Annotated in this window: 18 protein-coding genes; 10 read left to right on the forward strand and 8 right to left on the reverse strand. The window is 45.5% G+C overall.

From position 1 onward, the window contains the following. Positions 1 to 95: 95 nt before the first annotated feature. Positions 96 to 2,678, reverse strand: coding sequence for an adenylate/guanylate cyclase domain-containing protein (locus tag PN462_RS16330; RefSeq protein WP_272129881.1), 2,583 nt, complete (start codon positions 2,676 to 2,678; stop codon positions 96 to 98). 578 nt (positions 2,679 to 3,256) lie between these two features. Between PN462_RS16330 and PN462_RS16335 the strand changes: the two genes are divergently transcribed. Continuing rightward, positions 3,257 to 4,465, forward strand: a complete 1,209-nt coding sequence (locus PN462_RS16335) for an HhoA/HhoB/HtrA family serine endopeptidase (RefSeq protein WP_272129882.1) — start codon at positions 3,257 to 3,259, stop codon at positions 4,463 to 4,465. Positions 4,466 to 4,488: 23 nt separating this feature from the next. Here the strand turns inward: PN462_RS16335 and PN462_RS16340 are convergent, their stop codons facing one another. From PN462_RS16340 to PN462_RS16350, 3 genes are all read right to left on the reverse strand, one after another. Beyond that, a complete protein-coding gene (locus PN462_RS16340) occupies positions 4,489 to 5,769 on the reverse strand; it encodes a flavin-containing monooxygenase (protein WP_272129883.1) in 1,281 nt (426 codons plus the stop codon). A gap of 69 nt (positions 5,770 to 5,838) precedes the next feature. Next, positions 5,839 to 6,642, reverse strand: a complete 804-nt coding sequence (locus PN462_RS16345) for an SDR family NAD(P)-dependent oxidoreductase (RefSeq protein ID WP_272129884.1) — start codon at positions 6,640 to 6,642, stop codon at positions 5,839 to 5,841. 3 nt (positions 6,643 to 6,645) lie between these two features. After that, a complete protein-coding gene (locus PN462_RS16350; protein ID WP_272129885.1) occupies positions 6,646 to 7,629 on the reverse strand; it encodes an SDR family NAD(P)-dependent oxidoreductase in 984 nt (327 codons plus the stop codon). 92 nt (positions 7,630 to 7,721) lie between these two features. Between PN462_RS16350 and PN462_RS16355 the strand changes: the two genes are divergently transcribed. The 4 genes from PN462_RS16355 (at position 7,722) to PN462_RS16370 (ending at position 17,705) form a co-directional block, all read left to right on the forward strand. Beyond that, a complete protein-coding gene (locus PN462_RS16355; RefSeq protein ID WP_272129886.1) occupies positions 7,722 to 8,903 on the forward strand; it encodes an alpha/beta hydrolase in 1,182 nt (393 codons plus the stop codon). 875 nt (positions 8,904 to 9,778) lie between these two features. Then, complete coding sequence (gene ltrA, locus PN462_RS16360) at positions 9,779 to 11,533, forward strand: group II intron reverse transcriptase/maturase (RefSeq protein WP_272129887.1); 1,755 nt, start codon at positions 9,779 to 9,781, stop codon at positions 11,531 to 11,533. Between the two features lie 12 nt (positions 11,534 to 11,545). Then, positions 11,546 to 11,782: a hypothetical protein gene (locus tag PN462_RS16365; protein ID WP_272129888.1), complete on the forward strand. Its 237-nt coding sequence runs from the start codon at positions 11,546 to 11,548 to the stop codon at positions 11,780 to 11,782. 520 nt (positions 11,783 to 12,302) lie between these two features. Continuing rightward, positions 12,303 to 17,705 (forward strand): ATP-binding sensor histidine kinase, encoded by a 5,403-nt coding sequence (locus PN462_RS16370; protein WP_272129889.1) that lies wholly within the window; start codon positions 12,303 to 12,305, stop codon positions 17,703 to 17,705. Positions 17,706 to 17,912: 207 nt separating this feature from the next. On the opposite strand, the gene purH is transcribed toward PN462_RS16370, so the two are convergent. The 3 genes from purH to PN462_RS16385 form a co-directional block, all read right to left on the reverse strand. Next, positions 17,913 to 19,439, reverse strand: a complete 1,527-nt coding sequence (purH, locus tag PN462_RS16375) for a bifunctional phosphoribosylaminoimidazolecarboxamide formyltransferase/IMP cyclohydrolase (RefSeq protein WP_272129890.1) — start codon at positions 19,437 to 19,439, stop codon at positions 17,913 to 17,915. Between the two features lie 337 nt (positions 19,440 to 19,776). Continuing rightward, positions 19,777 to 20,091 (reverse strand): P-II family nitrogen regulator, encoded by a 315-nt coding sequence (locus tag PN462_RS16380; protein WP_272129891.1) that lies wholly within the window; start codon positions 20,089 to 20,091, stop codon positions 19,777 to 19,779. Between the two features lie 119 nt (positions 20,092 to 20,210). Continuing rightward, positions 20,211 to 20,429 carry a hypothetical protein gene (locus PN462_RS16385; protein ID WP_272129892.1) on the reverse strand — a complete coding sequence of 73 codons (219 nt, stop codon included), beginning with the start codon at positions 20,427 to 20,429 and terminating at the stop codon, positions 20,211 to 20,213. Between the two features lie 191 nt (positions 20,430 to 20,620). Here PN462_RS16385 and PN462_RS16390 point away from each other — a divergent pair, with 191 nt between their 5' ends. Next, entirely contained in the window at positions 20,621 to 21,751 is a 1,131-nt protein-coding gene (locus PN462_RS16390; RefSeq protein WP_272129893.1) for a sodium-dependent bicarbonate transport family permease, read from the forward strand. Positions 21,752 to 21,818: 67 nt separating this feature from the next. Here PN462_RS16390 and PN462_RS16395 read toward each other — a convergent pair whose 3' ends face one another. Beyond that, on the reverse strand, positions 21,819 to 21,965 hold the full coding sequence (locus PN462_RS16395; protein ID WP_272129894.1) for a hypothetical protein: 147 nt from the start codon (positions 21,963 to 21,965) through the stop codon (positions 21,819 to 21,821). A gap of 250 nt (positions 21,966 to 22,215) precedes the next feature. Between PN462_RS16395 and PN462_RS16400 the strand changes: the two genes are divergently transcribed. The 4 genes from PN462_RS16400 (at position 22,216) to PN462_RS16415 (ending at position 26,193) form a co-directional block, all read left to right on the forward strand. Continuing rightward, on the forward strand, positions 22,216 to 22,710 hold the full coding sequence (locus PN462_RS16400; RefSeq protein ID WP_272129895.1) for a hypothetical protein: 495 nt from the start codon (positions 22,216 to 22,218) through the stop codon (positions 22,708 to 22,710). 432 nt (positions 22,711 to 23,142) lie between these two features. Beyond that, on the forward strand, positions 23,143 to 23,934 hold the full coding sequence (gene rpsB, locus PN462_RS16405) for a 30S ribosomal protein S2 (RefSeq protein ID WP_272129896.1): 792 nt from the start codon (positions 23,143 to 23,145) through the stop codon (positions 23,932 to 23,934). 136 nt (positions 23,935 to 24,070) lie between these two features. Further along, a complete protein-coding gene (tsf, locus tag PN462_RS16410) occupies positions 24,071 to 24,862 on the forward strand; it encodes a translation elongation factor Ts (protein WP_272129897.1) in 792 nt (263 codons plus the stop codon). A 212-nt stretch (positions 24,863 to 25,074) separates the two neighbouring features. Further along, positions 25,075 to 26,193, forward strand: coding sequence for a hypothetical protein (locus PN462_RS16415; protein ID WP_272129898.1), 1,119 nt, complete (start codon positions 25,075 to 25,077; stop codon positions 26,191 to 26,193). The last annotated feature ends 75 nt before the right edge of the window (positions 26,194 to 26,268 follow it).

Genomic DNA, 26,268 nt, shown 5'->3' on the forward strand with positions numbered 1-26,268 from the left:
CCCCTATCCTCTCCATCTCCCCTATCTCCTCCATCTCCCCTATCCTCTCCATCTCCCCTATCCTCTCCATCTCCCTTAACGGCATTCCCCCCAACCTACTTGGTCATCATAATATGAACTCCATCCCAATTCTCTGGGGGTGGGGTTTCTTGGTATCTTTGACACCGTTGGAGGTGGATGAGGGTGGGTTTATCGTGGGGCCGGAGGTCTTTGGCCGCTAGAAAGAGGGTCTGGGCTTTGGTAAAATGGCGTTGTAAATAGGCTTCTCGGCCTTGATGATAAATGTCTAAAAAGTCTTGGGTGTGTAGATCAAGGCCGTTTTTTTTGGTGGTGAGGAGTTCGTAGATGGTGACTGCTTTGGTTTTGCCTTTGACGCGGGTTTTGTCGAGTTCTCGGACCCACAAGCGATCGCGCCCTTGACATAGCCGATACGTGGACTCACTTAAAATAATATCGCACCCATACTCTTTAGTCAGACTCTCCAACCGAGAACTCAAATTAACCCCATCCCCAATGACAGTGTAATCCATCCGTTTCTGAGACCCAATATTCCCCGATACCACTTCCCCGGAACTAATGCCAATTCCAAAACGAATTTGCGGTTGATGATCAAATAACCGCAACTGATTAAACTCTGCTAACCGACGACGCATATCTAAGGCCGATTGTACTGTCATCCAAGCATGATTCTCCGGTAAGGGCAAGGGTGCGCCAAAAACGGCCATTAACGCATCCCCAATAAATTTATCCAAAGTTCCCTTATACTCGAAAACTGACTCCACCATCGTCTCAAAATACTTATTCAGCAACGTTACCACTTCCGTTGCTTCTAAATTTTCGGTCAGGGTGGTGTAACCGCGAATATCAGAAAACAGAATGCTCACTTCTTTTCGTTCCCCGATCATCATACTCTCTTTGTCCTCTCCCAAGGCCATCACCTGTTCGGCCACACTGGGAGTCATATAACGATACAGGGTTGATTTTATTCGTTTTTCATTACTAATATCTTCTAAAATAACCAATCCTCCCCGCACTTCTCCATCCGGGTTAGTCAAGGGATTAACGGTTAAATTGACACTGCGTTCAATGGGTTGGACTTCCTGTTTCTCAACGGAAAGATAAGTGGGATGTTCCTCATTGAGATCATTCCACGGTAAATACTCTTTTTGCTCGGCATCAATGGGAATGGCTAGAATGGGTAAGGGTTGCCCTGTTTGACTCAGGGTTTGACTCTCCGCAACCCCAACATATAAAGACTGTTCTGGAACGTAATGTTTTGCGCCTTGGTTTAAACTGTCAGTGAGTCTGAATTTTAAATGCTCAATGGGGAAAATATCCCAAACAAACCGTCCGATTAAATGATAATCCCATAATTGCTCTAATTTTGGGTTATTGTGATATTCTTCGGGACAGCCTAATAGTTCTAAGGCAGCATCATTAATGGTAACAATTTTACCTAATAAATCGGTGGAGATAACGGCATCTGAGAGACTTTGTAATATATCTTTTTGGTATTGTTTTTCTGCTAATACTGCTTTAAAAAGTTTAGCGTTTTCTAAAGCAATTCCCGCTTGAATATTAAACGCTTGCATGAATTCTTCATCAGACCGGGTAAAACTCCCATTTTCTTTATTAATTAACTGGGTTACTGCAATTAAGTCTCCACTGGAATTAAACACAGGCATACAGAGAATACTTTGCGTGCGATATCCCGTTTTTTGGTCTGTCGAAGGGTCAAAACGTTCATCTTGGTACGCATCGGCAATATTTACCGTTTTTCCCGTAGAAGCCACATGACCTGCGATTCCTCGGTCTGCGGGAATGCGAATTTCGAGTAATTTCTTCTCATCGGCAGTGGGGATTTTACTCCAGAGTTCCCCCGTTTCTTTACTGAGCATAAATAGGGTACTGCGGTCAGCCTTCATGAGCTTTCGTGCTTGCTCCATGACCGATTTTAAGGTAGCTTCGAGGTCTAAACTTTGCCCTAGACTTGCCGTTGCTTTTAATAATGCTGCGGCCCCCCGTTGATTCCGAGCCGCCATATAAAAAGATTGACAAGTTTCTAAAATAATGCCAATGGAAGCGGCAAAATCTCGAAACCGTTGTTTGTCTTCTTCATTAAAGGGAATATCTCCCGCTTTATTAATTAATTGCACCACTGCAACGACCTGATTACTGCTGCTAATAATGGGCATACAGAGGAGGGTTTTGGTGGTATAGTGGGGGAAACCGTCGATTTCTGAGTTAAACTTAGGGTCAGTGCTGGCATCTGTGATATTGACGGGTTCTTGGGAAATGGCCACCCGGCCTGCAATGCCGACGTTGAGGGGAAGACGGAGATCACGGGACTTATTGGGATCATTATGATGAATTTTGCCCCACAGTTGCCCTTTTTCGCTATCCACTAGGAAAATTAAAGTCCGGTCCGCTTGGAGAATTTGACCAATTTTCAGGGTAAACGCATCCATGACTTGCTCTAGCATAGTTTCTAGAGCTTCGTTGTTGATCATGTCAATGGCACGTAAAAATTGTTGGAATTCTGCGGTGATGAAGTCCAACAAACAGATAAATTCATTAATCGACAAGTCTTTGACGCGATCGGTCAAAACACTGGTACGATTGAGTTGGCTGAGTTGCGTTAGGGATGCCAGAATACTTCCAGTGTTGGTCAGTGGCATAAAAACACCGTTGGGAAAAGGGGGATAAACAATAATTAGGCTTCTTTAGCCTATGATATCAGTCCCCATTGGGCAATTCTGTGATCTGTATGCGGAGAGGGTGTCGGGTGTCGGGAGATGGGGAAGATGGGTTTGAGAGACTTCACCAACGGAATGTTAGTTTTAAGCTGACGGAGTAAAGGCTGATAGCTGAATGCTTACTAGGAACGGATCAAGAATATCTTAATGCTTATGTCACAGGATTGACACATCTTTGAGATAGCTTCGTCATATCCCCTGTTTATTCTAAGAATAGTCAGCACCCACACCAAATCTTACTCATCTCTTGCTCCTATGTGATGTGTAATTTAACACAAAGCAGTTAAGCTGACTCACCCCTTTAGCAAGGAAAGGGGGAAGTGATGTATCTTCCTTTCCTTTTTTCTTCGCTTGGGTTTATTTCTGGGTTGAAGCTCAAAGGAAAGACAAGGCATGATGGGTGTAGTGGGGGTTCTCGCTATATATTAAAGCCAATTAAGACTAATTCTTAGCTTAGACAAACTCTTACCACAACTCACACTTATCAGGAAGGATACATTATGGCACAAGATCACCAACAGACCGATAAATTCGCTGGATTCAAGAAAAATCTGTCTTTACTGCTAGTTGGGGCCGGTTTAGCATTTGCGGGCAGTTACTGGTATTCCCAAAACAACACCGTTTCTAACCCTGTCGCAGGAGAGGCCACCCAAGAGGCCACCCCTGGGGCCGCTTTAGCATCTCCCCAAGTGGCCCAACTTCCCAGTGGGAGATCAGAGAATTTTGTGGCCGATGTGGTGAAACAAGTGGGAGGGGCCGTAGTGCGTATTGATGCGTCGCGGACGGTGGCCGTTAATACTCCAGATCATCCCTTTTTTGAACGGTTTTTCGGGGGACAAATTCCTGATGAACGAGTGCAAGAGGGGTCTGGCTCAGGGTTTATTATTGAGGACGATGGGAAGATTCTCACTAATGCTCATGTGGTCAGTGGTGCGGATACGGTGACGGTGACGTTAAAAGATGGACGCAGTTTAGATGGCCGTGTGGTGGGGGTTGATCCCATTACGGATGTGGCCGTGGTAGAGGTGGATGCGGAGAATTTACCTACTGTTGCATTGGGGGATTCTGATAGTCTTGATCCTGGGGAATGGGCGATCGCAATTGGCAATCCCCTCGGTTTAGATAATACCGTCACTACGGGCATTATTAGTGCCACAGGCCGCACCAGCGCACAAATTGGAGTCCCCGATAAGCGGGTGAATTTCATCCAAACCGATGCAGCAATTAATCCGGGTAACTCTGGTGGCCCATTAATTAATACCCATGGGGAAGTGATCGGGGTGAATACCGCTATTATCCGCAATGCACAAGGATTAGGGTTTGCTATTCCTATTAATCAAGCGAAGGAAATTGCCGATCAACTGATTGCGGAGGGGTCTGTGGACCATCCTTTCTTGGGCATTCGCATGACGGAAGTTACCCCAGAAATTGCCGCTAAATTCCAACAAGAGACGGGCCAGCGACTGGGGACCGAGGAAGGAGTGTTAATTGTTGGGGTGATGAATAATTCCCCTGCGGATCAGAGTGGATTGGAAGCGGGAGATGTGATTAAACGGATTCAAGGCCGAGAAATCACCGAAGCGTCTCAGGTGCAGCAATTGGTGGCTGAGGTAGAAGTGGGGGATGAGTTGCCCATGACGGTGGTCCGGACTGGGAAAACTGTTGATTTAGAGGTGCGTGTTGGAGTCCTCCCACAACCGAACCGTTAAGGCTAAAATCTGTTCCAACTTCTCTAATTCTTTAACCGATGTTTTGCGTCCACCTGATGGGCTTTTTTCCTCACTAACGGAAAGCCCCATTGGAGCAATTTTAACAGGCGAAAGGTTTGGTGAGGGTCTGAGAGATGGGTTTTTGGTAAGGATTGTCCCATAGATTTAAAGACTAACCCCAAGGGGACATTAATCTCATCCTGAAGTTGCAGCAAACGGGCAAAGAGGGGCCCATAGGCAGCAATGACGGACCCGACTCCCCCTCGCACTTGGCCCCATCCCATATAGGCTAATCCCTTATAATCAGCGAGAAAAGCTCCTCCATAACAGTCCACAATGGGGCCTCGCACTCTCTGAAGGTCTGAGGGGAGGAAAGGATAAGCTACATGATACCCTGTGGCACAGACAATGAGATCAAATGCCTCAATACTGCCATCGGCAAATTCAACGTTGTCTCCGGCTAACTGTTGGACTTCGGGTTTCGGGGTAATGCGACCGTGTTTAATATAGTAGGGAACTTCATCATTTAAGGTGGGATGCTTCTCAAAGATGCGATATTGGGGTTTTGTCATCCCGTATTGTTCATGTTTCCCAAAGGTGAGGCGAATGATACTGTAGGCGAGAAGCCGTTGTAAGGCTTCTGGCATCCAACCTTGGACTATATCAACTAGGGGGACTCCTGCAACGGTTTTGGGGAGAAACCACACCGACTCTCGCAAACTTAACACACTTCTAGCCCCCACTCGTGCTGCTTCTGCGGCGATGTCACAGGCCGAGTTTCCTCCCCCAATGACTAATACTCGTTTTCCTCGTAGTTGGTCGGGTTGTTTATAATCTTTGGAGTGGATGATCTCCCCGCTAAAGTTTCCGGTAAAGTCTGGGAATCGTTTACACCAGTGATGGCCATTACATAGGACAACTCCTTTATAAATGCGCTGTTCTCCATTGGCAAAGGTGACTTTCCAGAGGTGATCGGCAATGGGGTGGACTGCGGTGACTTTGCGTTGTAGTTCAATGTTAGGCCGGAGGTGGAAATGATCGGCAAAATTTTGGAGATAATCCCGCATTTGTTGGGCGCTGGGGAAGTCGGGATAATGCTCCGGCATGGGATAATGGGTGAATTGGGTGACTTTGCGGGAGGAAATGATATGGGCGGTTTCGTACACACCATGATACCAGTTGCCCCCGACATCATCGCTGGCATCCACTTGATCATAGGCGATTCCGGCGGCTTTCAGGGCTTGGGCAATGCCTAACCCCACAAACCCTGCACCAAGGATGAGTTGTTTTTGTTGGGTGTTCATGGTTGGGTACTGGTTAGAGTGATTTTAATGGGGGAATGGGCTGGGCGCAAGCATCGCGTCCCTACTGAACTACTTTCTGGGCTTGAAGTATTCTGTCCCCCAATAGACTAAACTGGGGACGTAGCGTTTCAGGAGCGCGAATAATTGGGCTGTGCGATCGGGGAAAACGTGCAGTTTTTCTTGGACTATGGCGTTGAGGGTACGTTGGATAATGAGGGCGGGATCACTGGCCATACTTTCAATGTCGCCGATTTCTTCGGCTAGACTGCCATAACGTTTAGATTGTAATAAAGGAGTCCGACTAAAGAAGGGATAAACTCCGGTCACTTTAATGTTATAGGCTTTCACTTCCTGATAAAGTCCTTCGGTGAAGCCCCGTAAGCCGTATTTACTACTCCCATAATGGGCCATTCCTGCTAGAGCGATCCAACCTGCAAGGGAGGATATATTAACAATATGTCCTTTGCGTCGTTGAATCATATCCGCCATAAAGAGGGTACTCAGACGCATGGGGGCCAATAAATTCACCTGCATTAGGGTTTCCCATTGCTCTGGGGGGACTTCATCCATGCGACCATAAAGACCTATTCCGGCATTGTTTATGAGAAGATCAACGGGTTGATGTAGGGTTTGGACGGCATCATACAGGGTTTGACTGCCTTGGGGATGGGAGAGATCGATTCCCCAACAGGCTAGGACTTTTCCGGTGGTGATGTCTTCTTGGAGGGGGGCAACTTGTTGTTGGAGACGGGTTTTATCTAGATCGGTGAGAATTAAATGACTACCTGCTTGTAAGAGTTGTCGGGTAAACTGTTGGCCAAAGCCTCCTGATGCTCCGGTGAGGACGACTACGGCTTGATTGAGTTCTGTCATGGGTTAATTTTTGAGTTTGGGAGAGGCTAAGTTACCCCAGAGCAGTATAAACCAAGGGACTTTCAGATCGGGAATGAGGGGGGCGTATCGACGGAGGGGGGGGAAGGCAGCTAGAAAGAGAAACCGTAGGGAACGCAGGGAGACGGGACGATCGCCGTTTTGATCAGAAAAATTATACCGTTGGGCGAGTTCGGCGACAATCTGCATTTTTCCGGTATAACGCATTTTGTTGGGGTCTGCGGCTAGGGCTGCGATCGCACGTCCCGTCAATAAGGGGGTTTCCCAGTTAATTTTCTCGGCCATGACGACATTACGGGAATCGGTTTCGGGGTCCATGGTTTGGGCCAATTGGCCCATTTGTTCCGTGCCGACGATACCGGGCCAGATAGACACTGAGGTAATCTGGTAGGGTTTTAATTCGACGGCCATATCGGCGGCCAGGCGATCGCACGCTGCCTTTCCGGCCCCATAGGCAACCCCGAAAATATAAGACAGTCCTCCCCAAGAGGAAAGGGTGCAAATAAGTCCGTTTTCCCGTTGACTCATCAGACGGGCCGCCAAAATACTACTCACATAATGACTCCGTAACCCCACGTGGTTGACCGCATCCCACAGTTGGGGGTCATGTTTCCAAAAGGGGTCGCCATAGGCATTAGCAAGGGCCTGCACCCCAGAAAAAACATTATTCACCAGAATATCCAGTTGTCCCTCTTGGTCCCGGTCAATTTGGGCAAATAATGCCTCAATTTGTTGATCATCGCTATGATCCACTTGAACCGGAATACAAACCCCTCCGGCATCTTCAACGGCCTGTTGCGTCTCACTGAGAGTCCCGGTAATATTCTGCGCTACCGCACTAGAAGTCTCAAGACTTCGCCCGGTAATATAAACGGTTGCTCCCGCTTCACCTAACCCAATAGCGATGCCTTTTCCCAATCCTCGTGTTGCTCCTGTGACTAGGGCAACTTTACCCTGAAGCTGTTTCACAATCTCTGTTAATGAGTGTACTCATTCAAGTTAACATTACGGGTAAGAAAATAGGCAAAACATAAGGATTTTCGGTAATTGGAGAAGCAGGGATGAATGGGGTTTGGTTCGTACAATGGCTGATCTTGGCATTAAGTGGGGTGGGGATGTTTTTCAGTCTCTGGATTATTATTCCTGCGCCAATTTTTGCCTTATTATCATTAGAAATTGGTGTACGGGAGTTGAGTCCTGGGTTAGTGGGGTTTAACGCGCTTCTGTTGCTGCTTTCCCGTTTTAGTCCCTTTCCCCTGCTCACCCTCATTTGCAGTGGACTGGGTTTCCTATTCAGTCTGCTCCCCCTCCTCCAGTTTTACCCCACCCACAAACGCTTTACAAGGACAATAGAGGAGGCTTTGGGGTCTGACGCACTCCAAGCCATTCCCCCCGAAAAACAAGCCCAAATGCGCCCTAAACCCTTCATTCTGCAAGATATTTTCCGGGGCATCCCCCTCCCTCCGGTTCGTATTGAGCGAGAGATTCCCTTTGCTTGTCCCGATGGGGTACAACTCACCCTCAACTGTTACCGTCCTTTAACGGAGGGCAAATATCCAACCCTCATTATGATTTATGGGGGGGCATGGCGACAAGGAACTCCCCGCAAAAATGAAGCCTTTAGTTGCTATTTTGCCCATCAAGGTTATACTATCTTGGCTATCTCCTACCGTCATACCCCAACTTATCGCTTTCCCGCACAAATAGAGGATGTACAAACGGCACTCCAGTATATTCGCAACCATGGGGAGGAGTTAGGGGTTGATCTCAATCGGGTTGTCATCATGGGTCGGTCTGCGGGGGGACATTTAGCCATGTTAGCCGGATATACTGAAAGTCCGATTCAGGTTCGGGCTGTAATTAATTATTATGCTCCTGTGAACCTGACGAACGGTTATTATGATCTGCCGTTTCCTGATCCTTTAGATACCCGTGCGGTGCTGCGAGACTTACTGGGTGGGACTCCGGAGGAATTCCCAGAGTTGTATAAACAAGCGTCACCGTGGCATTATCTTCAAGCTGATCTTCCTCCTTCTCTGTTAGTTTATACGGCTCAAGACCATCTGGTTTTAGGGAAGTTTGGCCGCCACCTTTATAAGCGACTCCGAGGGGATAAGAATTTAGCGGTTTTTCTGGAAGTTCCTTGGGCTGAACACGCTTTTGATGCGGTGTTTTGTGGGATCAGTAATCAGCTTGTTTTATATCATACGGAGCGTTTTTTGGCTTGGGCTTTGTTGGATTGAGCATTTTGTGAAAACCCAAGGCAGATTTGGCGACTCCCCAGAACCTAAAAATCGCTGAAATTTGGCTAAAAGCCTTGCTGTAATTGGGTTCTGACTTTCTTTTTAGGCAAACTTTACCCTTTCTCCAACATCTGCCCTCTGCCTTCAGATGCTGGCGACTGTCCTACACTATTCTTATTAGTGCGAATCGTTCCCTCGAAAGCAAAGGCTGAAATGCCTGAAACGTATGAGGGGCAAGGGTCTCAAGTGAATGAGGAGTAATCCAAGTTCCCCCCTGACAACTGTTTCTAAGTCTCGACGGAAATGGTAAAAGTGTAACAACAGATACCAAATCCAAGGTTGAGAAGGGTAGTGTTAAGAGATTGTAATAAATCTTAACAATTTGTAACATTCTCTACCCCACGTCTAAAGGCAGCCCCAGTTTTGGGATTGACAACTCCAGGACTGAAGCGGGCTTGGCAAGGCACTAAAGGTGAACTGACACCTAATAACGTGACCACCGACAATCCGACATGGTTAAATATTACGTTGAATGCTCGACTTGAACCTCAGTCAATAGTGAGTAGCCAAAATCAGTTGATAGGCTGCGCTCAAAAGAGCAAGGGGAAAGGTAGGGAAATTGATAATTTACCTACACCTAACACTCAGAAATACCCCTGGGGATAGAGCAAACCTAAATCGGAATTACCCTTAGAAATGGAATGAGATAACCCCATACTCCCTGTCTGATGAACATGGTCGAAAGTCAGACAAGTGATAAGTCTAAGCGCAAGGGATATGGAGGTGAGATGTAGTAAGAAGCAAATGCCTCACTGTAATGGTAAGGATAAGCTGACGTACTACGGCTTGTAAACCGATACGAGAGTCCAGTAGCAATGAAAACGTCGATAGCGAGTAAAGGGTTCAAACCCAAGACTACGAACAACAACGAATGGAAGAATCTACCCTGGGGTAAAATCCAACGGAAGGTCTTTAAGTTGCAAAAAGCTATCTATCAAGCTGCAAGTCGTGGCAACCGCGTTAAAGCGCGTCGCCTTCAACGTTTGCTTAATAAGTCCTATTACGCAAGGTTACTAGCTGTAAGAAAGGTAACTCAGGATAACCAAGGTAAACGAACCGCAGGGATAGACGGAGTCAAATCTGTCAAACCTAAAGACCGGTTCCTCTTGGCTGAGAAGCTGAAAGAAAACAGCAAAGCCAAAAGCCTAAGACGAATATGGATTCCAAAACCGGGAAGGGATGAAAAACGCCCCCTCGGAATACCAACCATATACGACAGGGCGAAACAAGCCTTGGTTAAACTAGGGTTAGAACCGCAATGGGAAGCTCTATTTGAAGCGGAATCATATGGTTTCAGACCTGGACGGTCAGCTCACGATGCAATAGATGCCATCTATAAGAAATGTCACAAAACAGAGCAATTCGTACTAGACGCAGATATTGCTAAATGTTTTGACCAGATTAACCATGATTACCTTATGTCAAAACTAGATTGTCCCTCTGTGTACAAACGGAGTATCAAACAATGGCTAAAAGCCGGAGTTATGGACAATGGTGTATTTGAGGCAACAGAAGCGGGAACTCCTCAAGGAGGGGTCATCAGTCCACTCTTAGCTAACATTGCCCTACACGGAATGATTGAATCGGTTGTCAATAGCTTCCCAAGAACAAAGGTTATTGACGGGAAAAGAGAACAAACCTATAGCCCGAAAATCATTCGATATGCCGACGACTTTGTGGTGTTAGCCAACACACCAGAGGTTGTACTAGAAGCCCGACAACTTATCGAGGAATGGTTAAAACCAGCTGGCTTACAACTCAAACCAGAAAAGACACGGTTATGTAATACCCTGTCAGAATGGAATGAAGAAAAACCTGGGTTTGACTTCCTAGGATTCAATATCCGGCACTACCCGGTGAGTATCCATAAAGGGGTCAACACGGGAAGAAGGATAAAACCCTACCAGTTGAGTATCAAACCCTCCAAGAAAGCTGTGCAAAACCACTACGATGCCTGTAAAGAGGTTATTAAGCGGCACAGAACCGCACCTCAAGCGGCGCTCATTAATAAACTAAATCCTATCATCAGAGGCTGGAGTAGATATTACTCAACGGTAATATCTAAGGAAACTTTCTCCAAACTCGATCATATGATTTGGAATGCACTTAGGGCGTGGACGGTCTCTCGATGTGGAAAAGCATCCTATGAAAAGCTAGGAAACTACTTTGCAATAGGAAAGCATGGGAAATGGACTTTTCAAACAAAAGATGGTCTAACCCTGACAAAACATACAGAGACCTCCATTAAGAGACATATCAAAGTTAAGGGGAATAAAACACCCTATGACGGAGACTGGGCTTATTGGACAAAACGGATGAGCAAGGGCTACGGTGGTATCTCCACCCGAATCACCAAACTCATAAAACGACAAAAAGGACGGTGTAATCATTGTGGACAGTATTTCACACATGAGGACTTGGTTGAGATTGACCATATCCAACCTAAATCCAGAGGTGGTAAGAACGATTATTCTAACCTGCAACTGTTACATCGTCATTGCCACGACATTAAGTCACAAACTGACAATGCAGCACCCATGACAGGGGATAGCAAGCTAGGAGCCGTGTGAGGTGAAAGTCTCATGCACGGTTCTGAATGGGAGGGGGAGGTTGTGAAGCCTCTCTCGACCCCTAATAGCCGTTTTGGCCAGGACCGTCACCGTGCGATCGCCATCCTGATGAGTAATCGACAAAGGGGCCAGACCCCTTTCATTCCGCAAAATTTGCTGTCCCGTCACCGTCTCCCCATCCAACGTAAAAAACCGCGCCATAGGAATTTCCTCCAGCGTCGTCGGCCTGCCAATCGCCCCCTCCCGTAACTCCCATTGGGGACTCAGACGAAATCTCCATGTGGATGAGTCCCCTTGGTTAGTTAAATGAGTTAAAGAATAGTTGTGGTCAGCGTCATGAAAGATTGTATCATTTCTTCACACATCTACTCTCTTTTTCTAAGATTAATTTAATATTTGAAAATCCCAAGAGTATAATAGAATATAAGAATCCAAATCCAGAAGAGTAAGTTTTTCCAGAAAGAATAATATCGCAATATTGAATTTTGTCAGTCCCCTGCTCTCAAGAGCTATTATTTTATGTTCAGTATTGCTTAAAGCCCTTGAGACATGAGGAATAGGGATGTTTTTTGTCTGATCTTTGTATCTTGTTCAACTGTGTCCTCAAAGTCTTGAATCTGTTACTCTTCACCTTCAAAAATAATGGATTCAGAAATAATGGATTCAGAAATAATGGATTCAAAAATAATAGAGTAGTTTTTGTCAAACAAGATTTACAAAAATTCATACTTAGACTCAGTTAGATCACAAAATTCCATTGATTGAACCCATGAATATTCTAACTTTCCAAATTGGGCAATACACCATTGAGGAACTCCTCCACAAAAGCGATCGCACCATTGTTTATCGCGCACAACAGACCGATAATCATAGTCCGAAACCCGTCGTCATTAAATTAATGCAAAAAGAATATCCTTCTTTTAACGAGTTAGTACAGTTTCGCAATCAATACGCGATCACCAAAAATCTCAAAATTGAAGGAATTGTCAAACCTTACGCTTTAGAACGTTATGAGAACCGCTATGCACTGATCATGGAAGATGTAGGGGATATTGCTTTAAAGAAGTTTATCCAACAACAACCTACCTCCTCCCTGACAACTCCCGAATTTCTCACCATTGCCATTCAACTGGCCGACATTCTCCATCAACTCCACCAAAATCGTATTATTCACAAAGATATCAAACCGGCCAATATTCTCATTCACCCTGAAACGAGACAGGTGAAACTCATTGACTTTAGTATTTCCTCCTTACTTCCTAAAGAAACCCAAACCCTACAAACCCCCAATGTTTTAGAAGGGACATTGGCCTATCTCTCCCCAGAACAAACCGGACGCATGAACCGAGGAATTGACTATCGCAGTGATTTTTATTCCTTGGGAGTGACTTTTTATGAACTCCTGAGTGGGACACTCCCCTTTGAAAGTGATGATCCGATGGAGTTAGTTCATGCTCATATTGCGAAAACTCCTCCGGTTTTAGGGAACAGGGAACAAAGAACAGGGAACAGGGAAGAAATTCCTAAAATCTTGTCAGATTTGATCATGAAACTCATGGCCAAAAACTCAGAAGACCGTTACCAAAGTGCATTAGGACTCAAGTATGACTTAGAACAATGTTTAACCCAATGGGAAGAAACCGGAACCGTGGTTGCTTTTGAACTGGGACAACGAGACACTTGCGATCGCTTTGTCATCCCAGAAACCCTCTACGGTCGTGAACAAGAGGTCAACACCCTTTTAAATGCGTTCAACCGTGTGAGTCAAGGAAACAGTGAACTCCTCCTAGTCGCAGGATATTCTGGAGTCGGGAAAACAGCAGTGGTCAACGAAGTTCACAAACCCATCGTCGAAAAACGAGGGTATTTTATTCAAGGAAAATTCGACCAATTTCAACGGAATATCCCCTTTAGTGCCTTTGTCCAGGCTTTTCGAGATTTAATGGGACAAATGTTAGGAGAAAGTGACCATCAATTACAACAATGGAAAGGGAAAATATTGGACGCATTAGGAGATAGCGGCCAAGTCATTATTGCAGTTATTCCTGAACTGGAAAAAATCATCGGAAAACAACCGCCAGTCCCGGAACTTTCTGGCAGTGCTGCCCAAAATCGCTTTAATTTACTGTTTCAAGAATTTGTCAATGTTTTTACTGCCCCAGACCATCCCCTCGTCATTTTCTTAGATGATTTACAATGGGCGGACTCTGCCTCTTTAAAATTAATTCAACTGTTAATGAGTGAGTCTGAGAGTGATTATCTTTTCATGATTGGGGCTTATCGGGACAATGAAGTAGATGCCAGCCATCCTTTGATTATCACCTTAGAAGAAATGAAAAAACATCAAGTTTTTTTAGAAGAAATTATTTTAAAACCTTTGAGTGCCGCAACGCTTAATCAATGGATTGCTGATACTCTATGGTGTAACCTAGACCAAGTGAAAACGTTAAGTAATTTAACCTTCCAAGAAACAAAAGGAAATCCTTTCTTTACCAGTCAATTTCTCAAAGGATTACAGAATGATGGCTTAATTACATTTAATATTGAGCAGCAATACTGGCAATATAATTTCACCGAAATACAAGAATTAGCTTTAACTGAAGATGTAGTCCAATTTATGATTGTACGGTTGCAAAAATTTTCTTCAGAGACGCGAGAAGTTTTAAAATTGGCTGCTTGTATCGGCAACCAATTTAATTTAGATATGTTGTCGATCGTCCGAGAAACAACACCAGAAGAAACCGCAGCATCTCTTTGGCCTGCCATTGCTGAAGGATTAGTTTTACCTCAAGATGACACCTACAAAGTGTATCTAGGAGAAGATGATACGGACTTACACAGGCAGTATTCTAATTCACAATATAAATTCCTCCATGATCGGGTTCAACAAGCAGCTTATTCATTAATTGAAGATGGAAAAAAGCCAATTTTTCACTACACTTTAGGTCAATTACTCCTAGAAAATACTCCCGCAGAAGACTTAGATGAAATTCTTTTTGATGTGGTCGGTCATTTGAATAAAGGAGTGTTTCAAATTGTTGAAGTTGAAGAACGTTTAAAAATTTGTGAATTGAATTTAAGGGCAGGACAAAAAGCGAAAGCATCTATTGCCTACAATGCGAGTATTGATTTCTTGTCTCAAGGAATTAAACTTCTCCCGAACCAGACTTGGAAAACGAACTATAAACTCACTTTTGCTTTGTATCAAGAATGTTTAGAATGTCAATATTTGGCGGGCAATGTTGAACAGGCAGAACAATTAGTGAAGATCATTTTAGACCAAAGCCAGTCTAAATTAGACCAAGCCTCAATTCATGCCATTCAACTGGTGCAATACCAAAATCTTGCACTGTATGACAAAGGGATTAAAGTGGGTTTAAAAAGTTTAAAAATGTTGGGTTTAGAATTACCTGAAAATGTGAGCAAAGAAATGCTACATTCAGTCGCCCAACACATTGAAAAGCAGATGGGAAATCGTGATATTGCTGAATTAGAGCATCTGCCTTTAATAGAAGATGCAGAAAAGCAAATGATCCTCACGTTGTTAATTAATTTAATGGCCCCCACTTATATCACCAATCCCCATTTAATGATATTGGTGGTTTTAGAAATGACCAAGTTTTGTTTAACCGAGGGGAATAATACCCTATCCGGTTTTGTGTATCTTTGGTATGGGACTGTGTTATCTAGTATTTTTGGGAAGTATAAAAAAGGTGAACAATTTGGTGCATTAGGACTCCACCTGAATGAACAGGCAAATCTTTTTGTGATTAAAGCTAAAGTATCTATGACCTTTGGCAGTTTTTTGAGCCATTGGCGAAGACCGTTAGCAGAAAGTTTAGAATGGGTTAAAGCCTCATTTCAACCTGCTTTAGAAGCGGGAGAGTTATCTTGGTGTTTACACGGAGGGTCTTTTAATTTTTGGAAAAAATTATTACTCTTTGATAACTTGGAAACGGTGTTTACAGAGCATCATAGCTTGTTTAAGTTTGCTGAGAAAAAAGAACCCCCTGCGGCATTTGCGATCGCAATTCAACAGCAAGTAGTCGCCAACCTCCAGGGTAAACTACCAAACCGCTTGAGTTTGGATGATCAGCAGTTTCAAGAAGAAAACGCGCTGAAGCTGTTTAACAAGACTCAATATCTGTTTGGGATGAGTACCTATTATTTTTCTAAAGCGTTTCTCGCCTTCCACTACGGAAACTACCAGGAAGCGTATCAACTGGGGTTAACGGCTGAAAAAACCCATCCTTCGCTTTATAGTCAATACCAACTGATCGTACATGATTTGTATCAAGCCCTGAGTATCGCCAAAATTGGCGCACAAACGGGTCAAAAAGACTGGTTTGAGCAGTTAGAAGGCCATTGTCAGCAGTTTAAAGTGTGGGCAGAAAACTGTCCTGAAAATTATCAACACTTTTCCGCGTTACTGGACGCGGAAAAAGCCAGCATTCAGGAAAATTATGCCGAGGCTATCACCCAGTACGATCACGCGATCGCATTAGCCAAAGAACACCAATACCTCCAACAAGAAGCCTTAGCCAATGAACTCGCAGCCCAATTTTATCTACACTGGGGGAAAGAAAAAGTCGCCGCCAGCTATTTACAAGAAGCCTATTACTGTTATGGTCGTTGGGGGGCAAAAGCCAAAACCAACGACCTAGAAGAACGTTACCCCGACCTGCTCAGACCCATTCTCCAAACTCACGTTTCCTTTAACTTACTGGAAACCCTAGCTTCTGTAGCCACTCCCAAAGTTTCTACCCAGGGTCAAACCCCTGCAACTGGTTCTTCTTCAGGTTCTAATATAAACAGCGTCTTAGATTTTGCAGGGATTCTCAAAGCCTCCCAAGCCATTTCCGGGACAATGAACATTGATGATCTCCTGCACCAACTCACAGAGATTATTTTGCACCATTCCGGGGCAGATCAATGTATTTTGTTATTCCGTGCAGACCCTCAATGGCAAGTGAAAGCCATTGCCACCCCAGACGAGATACAACTCCTCTCTGACCCCTTCGAGACCCATCCCCTTGTCCCCACAACGCTCATTCAGTACGTCAAAAATACCCAAGAAGTGGTAATGATTGATCGGGGTCAAACCCATTTACCCGTGATCGATGAGACATTGCAACAAGAAACCCCTCAAAGTCTCCTCTGTCTGCCAATTTTGAACCAAGGGGACTTAGTGGGGATTCTTTATTTGAAACATCAAACCATTGCAGAGATATTTACCAGCGATCGCATTTTAATCTTGAACTTCCTTTGTACCCAAGTGGCCATTTCTTGGCAAAATGCTCAACTGTATCAACAAGCGCAACAAGCGTTAACTGACCTCAAACAAGCACAACTGCAAATTGTCCAAAATGAAAAAATGTCCACATTAGGGAATTTAGTGTCAGGGGTTGCCCATGAAATTAATAATCCTGTGGGATTCATTGCGGGGAATTTAAACGAAACGAAACTGGGGTTAACGGACTTAATTGAACATTTAAACCTATACGCAGAAACGTCTCCTACTTCCCCAGACATTGAAGATCATGCCGAAGAGATTGATTTAGAGTATCTCTTAGAAGATTTGCCGAAAATGATCGCCTCTATGGAAGTGGGGTGCGATCGCATCAAAAATATCAGTACCAGTCTGCGGACATTTTCCCGTACCGATAAGGACTACAAAACCGCTTTTGATCTTCACGAAGGGATTGATAGTACCCTAATGATCCTCAAACATCGTCTCAAAGCCAATGAAACTCGTCCTGAAATCGAAATTATTAAAGACTACGGCGATTTCCCCACAATTCAATGTTTCCCCGGTCAGTTAAACCAAGTATTTATGAATATCCTCGCCAATAGCATTGATGCTTTAGAGGAGTCTAACCAAGGAAAATCTTTTCAAGAGATTCGCCAAACCCCGAACAAAATTTGGATCACCACTCAACAGGAGGGGCAAGAAATTTGGGTGAAGATTAAAGATAATGGGGTGGGAATGAGTCCAGAGGTAGTGACACAGATTTTTGAGCAAGGTTTCACGACGAAAGATGTAGGGAAAGGAACAGGGTTAGGAATGGCAATTAGTCAACAAATTATCGAACAGAAACACGGTGGGACGATTGAATGTCATTCTCAGTTAGGACAAGGGAGTGAGTTTATTTTGAAAATACCTGTGGCTTAGGTATTAAGCGGTTCGTCATTTAAACCCAACTTCTATAATGGGAAAACTCCTGTAGTGCGACCATCTTAATCGCTACAGCATCTTGATCCCTACAGCATCTTTTTCCCGGATGTTGAGATATTGTGATTTCTTACCATTCCCTTCCGGATTTCCCTGTTTTCTTGTTCACAAAGAACCAACAACCAACAACCAACAACCAACCAAAAATTAATGTAAGAAATGACGAGTCCCAGTTAAGACCATGATAATGCCCAGTTCGTTGGCCGCTGCAATGGAATCTTTATCCCGAATTGAGCCTCCCGGCTGCACAATCATTTTAATCCCTGCATCGGCAGCAGCGCGGACGGTATCATCGAAGGGGAAAAAGCCATCACTGGCTAAACACGCGCCTTGAGTGGCTTCTCCGGCGGCTTCTAGGGCGATTTTGGCGGCCCCGACCCGGTTCATTTGGCCGGCCCCGATTCCGAGGGTTGCGCGATCGCGGGTTATCACAATAGCATTCGACTTCACGTGCTTGGCCACCTTCCACGCAAAGATCATTTCCCCCAACTCCTCATCCGTGGGTTTTGTCTCCGTGGCCACCTGCCATTCCTTGGGATCATCCATATAATCATCGGCGGCCTGCACCAACATTCCCCCCGCAATAGCTTTCACACTGGTTAACGCCCCCTCATTAAAATTAGGCAAAATTAACACCCGTAACTTGGATTTTTTCGCCAAAATCGCCTTGGCCGCCTCCTCACAACCCGGGGCAACAACGCATTCTAAAAAGGTTTTCGTCATCGCCTCAGCAGTAGGGGCATCAATAGGCCGATTTAACGCCACAATCCCCCCAAACGCCGACACAGAATCCCCATTAAAGGCTTGCTGATAGGCAGCACTGAGGGTAGAAGCCACCGACACCCCACAGGGGTTAGTATGCTTGAGAACGGCGGCTGCGGGTTCATCGGTAAACTCTTTAATCACACGCCGGGCGGCCTCTAAATCCACTAAATTGTTATAACTGAGTTCCTTCCCTTGCAGTTTCTCTGCCGTCGTCCAACCCTCATCCCCGGTTTTATACCAAGTGGCCTCTTGGTGGGGGTTTTCCCCGTACCGGAGTTTCTGCATGGGACTCCCGGCAATGTTTAAATTGCTGGCATTGTCTGTTAATTCAGCAAAATAAGCCGAAATTGCGCTATCGTAGGCCGCCGTCATGGAAAACCCTTCATAAGCCCTGGCTTGCCGGAATTCTAGGGACGTTCCCCCCTTATTATTCCGTAACTCTGTTAAATAGTCCTCATAGCGGAGAGGGTTACAAAGCACTGTCAGATGGGCATGATTTTTGGCCGCAGCCCGTAGGAGAGTCGGCCCGCCAATATCAATATTTTCAATGGCTTCTGCTACTGTGACATCTCGTTTGGCAATGGTTTGCTCAAAGGGATACAGGTTCACCACCACCAGATCAACCTTCTGAATGTCATTGTCTGACAATTCCTGCATATCTTCCGGCACGTCGGGCCGGGCTAAAATGCCCCCATGAATGCGGGGGTGGAGGGTTTTCACTCGTCCTGCTAAAATTTCGGGCGACTGGGTGTAGTCGCTCACTTTAGTAACAGGGATACCCGCATCTTGTAACGCTTTCGCTGTCCCCCCACTACTGATAATCTGAAAATCAAACTCGTTAACCAGTTGTTGGGCAAAGGAAACAATGCCCGTTTTGTCGCTGACGCTGATAATGGCTAGTTTACTCATAGTAACCTGTGTGAAAGAGTTGCCCACAAATTGTCCCGTTAACCTGACCCTAACGCAAGTTTAGGGGCTATTGCTGCTTGACTGTTAACATCGTGAGTGGGAAGTCCCTCATTTTCAACGTCTCGACTGTTACAGGACAGGACGCTACTAAAAACGTGATGTGCGACTTTCTAGGACAGAATCAGGATTTCAGGCTATTTTAGCCAATGTCTTGTTTCTCTAACACCCTTCAGGGGTTTTAAAAAGTCGCACAAGACGTTAAAAGGTTTTCATGAACTGGTCATTCGCGTAGCGTCTCCGTAGGAGAAAGAACCGGGATTGAACCCCATTTTCCGGGTTAGAACTTGTGCGCGTGCAGAACTTCCGCCTCACAGAGATAGGTAATGCCCGAATAATCCTCGAAAAACTCCGCTGCAACCTCATCCGATATCTTCAGGGCTATATCCCGATTGGCGGTGAGTACCTCGATCTTGATATTCGAGGTGGTGTCAGAAACGGTGGGTTGTCCTGATGATCGCACGTTGCGACTGCCTTTACCGCCAGCTTCTACTACCGTATAACCAGTAGCTCCGGCTTTGTCGATGAGCTTGGTAATCTTTTTCAGCAACAATTTTTCCGTAACAATGACGAGCTTGCTAGCTTGCTGGGTCATGTGGGTTACCTCTTAACGCATTCTGTTTGGACAATTTAAGACAAAATTCTATGGGTTTGCCTTAAACAATACTTTTCAGTTTATGCCAAAACTCGACGAATCCACTACCCTCTCTCGACTCAAATTCGCAGAAGCATTTGATAAACAAGACTTATCCTTTTGCGGCGATTACCCGGACTCAAGATGAGATGGCAGGGGAGTTTATGGACGAATAATCTGCCGTTTGCCGTCCCATCCACGACTGATAGACGGTCAACACATCTAGATCGCCAATGCTGCGATCGCCGTTGATCTAGACTGCCGTTGACATTGACCAGAGATATACGGCTTTGCTGCAACTAAAAGAAAAACTTATGATTAGGATTTGACATTACTTAGCAGATATATGGGGAGCAATCGCAAATTTGTGCAGATTTTAAGATAAACTTAAACGCATAGAATTAAACACATACAGATTCAGGTTTTAATAGATATTGATCTATTGCCTGCCGTCCTGACCCCTAAGATATGATTAAGGAGGAATGACAACGTGGAGTTTTTGTCCGATTTTTTAACACGCTTCGGGGATAAGCTACAATCCCCGACACTCGGCTTTCTGATTGGTGGTATGGTTGTCGCCGCCCTCAATAGCCGACTGCAAATTCCCGATGCGGTTTATAAGTTCATCGTCTTCATGCTGCTGATGAGAGTCGGCTTGAAGGGCGGCATTGCAATCCGCGAGGCCAATCTGGCCGAGATGTTGTTGCCCGCAGTGTTCGCGGCGGTCATCGGGATGCTTATCGTATTCATCGCTTGCAACACCTTGGCCAAGCTGCCGAAAGTTAAAACTGTCGATGCCATTGCGACCGGGGGCTTATTCGGGGCTGTGAGTGGCTCTACCCTCGCCGCCGGCCTGACAATGCTGGAATCGGAAGGTATGGAATACGAGGCTTGGGCGGCTGCCCTCTATCCTTTCATGGACATCCCAGCACTCGTAACCGCGATCGTCTTAGCTAGCATTTATGTCGGCAAGCAAAAATCCAAGGAGGAGGCTCTCAGCAAGCAGGACTCTCTCAACAAGCAGCCAGTTGCCGCAGGCGGGTATCCTAGCGAGCCGGAGTATCCCACCACCCGGCAGGAATATCTCAATGAGAAAAGCGGTAACGCAGGAAAACGGGTCGAAATCTGGCCTATCGTGAAAGAAAGCCTCCAAGGCTCGGCACTATCCGCACTGTTACTCGGCATCGTTCTTGGTTTGGTAACTCGACCGGAAAGTGTTTATGAGAGTTTCTTCAATCCCCTTTTCCGAGGCTTTCTTTCGGTTCTGATGCTGGTGATGGGTATGGAAGCATGGGCAAGGATCGGCGAGTTGCGCAAGGTCGCCCAGTGGTACGCCGTCTATGCCTTTTTAGCCCCTCTGTTGCATGGTTTGATTGGCTTCGGTCTCGGCTATATTGCCCACATCACCACAGGATTCAGCCCTGGCGGTGTCGTAATCCTAGCCGTCATCGCCTCCTCCAGTTCGGACATTTCAGGGCCACCCACTTTACGGGCTGGCATTCCCAAGGCCAATCCTTCCGCCTACATCGGCTCATCCACAGCCGTCGGCACACCGATTGCCCTTGCCATAGGAATACCACTCTACATTGGACTTGCCCAAGCGGTGATGGGGGGTGGCTAATCCCAAACGGGTCGTGTAACGGGTCTTCTTAGGTGGTATTGGGATTTTGTACCGATCAATCAAACATCTATCGGTCGATCTCTGCAACATCCACCAACCAAGACCTCTCCGACTCCACCAACATCCCCTGTAACTCTACAAACTCCTGGCAATCATCATTATTTAAAGCAGTCGTTTTCCTAAACTCCGTCCGGGGTCGAGTGGGTAATCCCAAATTTTTCCGTAGCCATTGGTGCGAAACTGAACTGATCGTTTCCCCTTTGAACCGGACTCGTCCCCCACTGGGGGCTGACGGGATGACAAAAGTGGTAAACCTCAGATGTAATGGGAAAGAGGGGGAAAGTATGAGCCAAAAAAAATGAGACCACAAAATTGGCTTTAATTTTGCTTAGAGAAAAGGAAACTCACTGACCAATTCTAGAGTCTTCACTTATAGTTGAGATACAAGGGTTGGGGACAGAGCAATGAAGCACACCATTTGGACTACAATAATCTTCGTCATGTTGTTTTGTGGCGCATTTGGCCTCACCGTCTTTAGCCAAACCCCTCCCAGTCCCCATTTTGACTATACCATTAGCGGATGTGAGGGCTATCAGACCCATTTACCCGAAGTGGTTCGCACCCCAGACAATACCCGCAGTTCCCGCCCTATGGCTTCTAATTTAATTCAAAATCTGGAAATTCACAGCGATTCACAGGCGTTTTCTTTTTCCCATGGGTTAACTTATGTGTGCTGTGCCGATTTTGAATTATCCAGTGATATTGATCAAGAGGAAAAGGTGATTACGGTGGTGGAACGGAATGTGGGAGAATATTGCCGATGTATTTGTAATTATACGGTGACGGGGGAGTTTGCAGATTTACCGACCGGAAATTATGAGTTACGGGTTTATTTACAAGAAAAAAATGTAGAACAATTGCAATTTTTATTTAATCAAAATATCACGGTTAACAATTAATAATTAACAATTAAAATTGTAGGTTGGGTGAAGCGGTAGCGTAACCCAACAAACCCTCTGTCCATGTTGGGTTAGACGGAATCCGGTATCAAAAGACCCTAAAAAATAATGAAACGCTCTTTGGGTGGGCAATGCCCACCCTACAATGATTAATTCTTTACTAATTTAGTTGATTGTAGGTTGGGTGAAGCGATAGCGTAACCCAACATCCCCCAGTGAAAAACGTTGGGTTACACTGCGTTTCACCCAACCTACGATAATTCACTCATTTAGGGCGGATTATATGTTGCCTGGCCAGTTTGGCCAATTTGGAGTCCGTTGTGCTACCCTAGAAAAGTTGTCAAAAATTCGCACATCTAGGGATTCGGGTGTTTCCCCCAGTGGAAACCACACCTAGATGGAGGATAAACCCGAAGAAAAGGAGAAAATTTAATGCCCGTTGTTTCACTTGCAAACTTGCTAGAGTCAGGGGTTCACTTCGGCCACCAAACGCGCCGTTGGAATCCTAAGATGGATAACTACATCTACACTTCACGCAATGGGGTTCATATCATCGACTTGGTGCAAACGGCTCAGTTGATGGAAGAAGCCTACGATTATACCCGGACTTCGGCTGAAGAAGGGAAAAAATTCCTCTTTGTTGGGACAAAACGGCAGGCCGCTGGGATTGTTGCTCAAGAGGCACTCCGGTGCGGGTCTTATTTCGTTAACCAGCGTTGGTTGGGGGGAATGCTGACCAACTGGGAAACGATTAAACAACGCATTGAACGACTCAAAGAACTGGAACGCTTAGAGGAAAGTGGCGCGTTGGCCAAACGTCCTAAGAAAGAGGCTTCAGTTCTCCGTCGGGAGTTAAATAAATTACAAAAATATCTGGGAGGCATCAAAACGATGCGGAAACCCCCCGATATTGTGGTGATCATTGACCAACGACGGGAATATAATGCGATTCTCGAATGTCAAAAATTAGGGATTCCCATTGTCTCGTTGCTTGATACCAACTGTGATCCCGATTATGTGGATATTCCCATTCCTGCTAATGACGATGCCATTCGGTCTATTAAATTAATTGTCGGAAAGCTCGCTGATGCTATTTATGAAGGGCATCACGGGGAACTGGATCCTGAACGAGAGGAGTTTGAGGACGCTCTCGAAGAAGGGGACTACGATGATTATGAGGATGAGGAGTACGATGAGGATGAGGAAGACGACAGCGAAGAATAATGGGCTGGAGTCTATGGACTCATTACAAAAGCAACCCCCCAACTGCCAAGTTGGGTAAACCTTCAGTATAATCTTTGATTTGCTGAGAGAGGATGTCAAAATAAATAGTCAGAGACCACCGAATCCCGATAGAGTCATGGCGAAGAAAAAAAAGAAAAAAGACGAAGCAAAGTCCACTCCGAAAGCGGAAGTAAAGGAAACGCAGGCGAAAAAAGAAGCCTCTGAAGCTCCTAAAGCCGCCGCTCAACCTGAAGCAGCTAAAAAAGATGCTCCAAAAATCTCTCCTAAATTAATCAAAGAACTAAGAGAGAAGACGGGAGCAGGGATGATGGACTGCAAAAAAGCCCTTGTCGAAAGTGAGGGCGATATGGACAAGGCGACGGAATGGCTACGGCAAAAAGGAATCAGTTCTGCTGAGAAGAAAGCCGGGCGCGTGGCCGCTGAAGGTTTGGTGGGGAGTTATATCCACACCGGAGGCCGCGTTGGTGTTTTAGTTGAGGTGAATTGTGAGACGGACTTTGTGGCTCGTCGTGACGAGTTCCAAGAGTTGGTTCACAATCTCGCTATGCAAATTGCGGCTTGTCCCAATGTGGAATATGTCAGTGTTGATGATATTCCCAAAAATTTCGTGGAAAGCGAGAAGCAAATCGAAATGGGGCGCGAAGATTTGGCGAGTAAGCCGGAGAATATTCGAGAAAAAATTGTGGATGGACGGATTCAAAAACGTCTCAAAGAAGTGTCTTTGATGGATCAACCCTATATTAAAGACCAAAATATTACCGTTGAAGAACTGGTAAAACAAATGGCGGGTACAATTGGCGAAAATATCCAAGTTCGTCGCTTTAGCCGTTTTGTTCTCGGTGAGGGGATTGAGAAAGAAGAAAGTAACTTGGCTGAGGAAGTGGCGGCACAAACCGGACAGGGGTAAGCTAGAGCCATCAGCAACTCTAGTCTTATTTCAGTCTGATCACTGAAATCGAGATTGAGACTAAAAGGCAAAAGGTACGAAGTTTTTTCGACTTTTGCCTTTTTTCACTAAAAGAAGAAGGGATAACGGTTTTCTCTAAAAAAGCTCAACACGATCAGAAATTTTTCAACGCTAAACTATAAGATTGAAGCGGTTAAGCCTAAAAGAGTTATATGGTCAAGTCACTACAAAAAATTGAACAAGATTTAGCGGGATTGGCGGACAATGTAGTGCAGTTGAAGGAACAGATTGAGCAGCAATACACGCGCTACCTGACACATCTGGGGGAGTCGGTGAAACGAAGTGTCGTTATGACCAGTTATCAAATTTGTACCCAGACCTATCCTGAGCTTTTTTTAAAGTTGGATTTTAATGAGCGTCAATCACTCCAGCAAGATATTCGGAAGTTGTCCCAAACGGCGGCGGAACAGTTATTACGGACGTTAGAGCAAGCGCGACTAGAGCAGGAGAAATCCCAGGCGGGGGGGTCTGGGGAGGATGCACCGACTCAAGTGTTGAGTAAGTTACCGATTACGCCGGAACAGTTGAAGATGATTCGGGAGCAACTGTTTCAGAAAATGGCGGAACAGCAGGAGAAGATGGAGGCGCGAAAACGGGATTCTGAGGATTCAGATGAGGATTTGGCGAGTGAGTTAATTGCGGCGACGGAGGAGGAGACAGAGCCAACGGCGGAATTACAGGAGATGTTGGTGCAGGTGGATGCGGAGTCGGATGAGGATGTAGAGGAGGATGAAGATGTGGAGGAGGATGAAGATGTAGAGGAGGATGAGGAGGATGAGGAGTCGGAGTTGGCTAAGTCTTCTGATGGGAGAAATACAGATCCCAATCATCCGGGTCGTTTACTCCAAGAATTTAAACAGGCGGAAGCCTTGATTGTGGAGCAGTTGCAGGATTTATCTAATCAAACAAACCAACGGTTACAAGCGGCGGGGATTTTACCGAAAAAGTTACCGCCGAAACTTTTGGAAGCGGCTATTGAGGCGGAAAATTCTCCGAGTGGGGCGGGTGGGGCTCCGAATCAGTTAAATTTGTTGATTGAGGCGGAGAATGAGAAGTCGCCGAAGGATTCGACGGTGATGCAGGTGACAGCCCTTCGTCTCCGGTTATCGGAGATTGAGTTTGCTGATCCCACCTTAACTGGGGAACGGAATAAGTTGCGGGGTTTGATTAAACAGTTGAAACGGTTGCACAAGCAAGATCAGAAGCTGCACCAAGAAAAGGCGATCGCAGAGGCGGAAGCGGCATGGCGTTCTAGTTGGTTTGAAGATTAGCAAAGCCGATAAAATAAGAGACGATGTGGATGCGATCGCTGCCTCTATGGCAAGACTCTGTAAATCCGAACAATT

The organism is Spirulina sp. CS-785/01 (assembly GCF_028330525.1).
Lineage (GTDB): Bacteria > Cyanobacteriota > Cyanobacteriia > Cyanobacteriales > Spirulinaceae > JAQMSD01.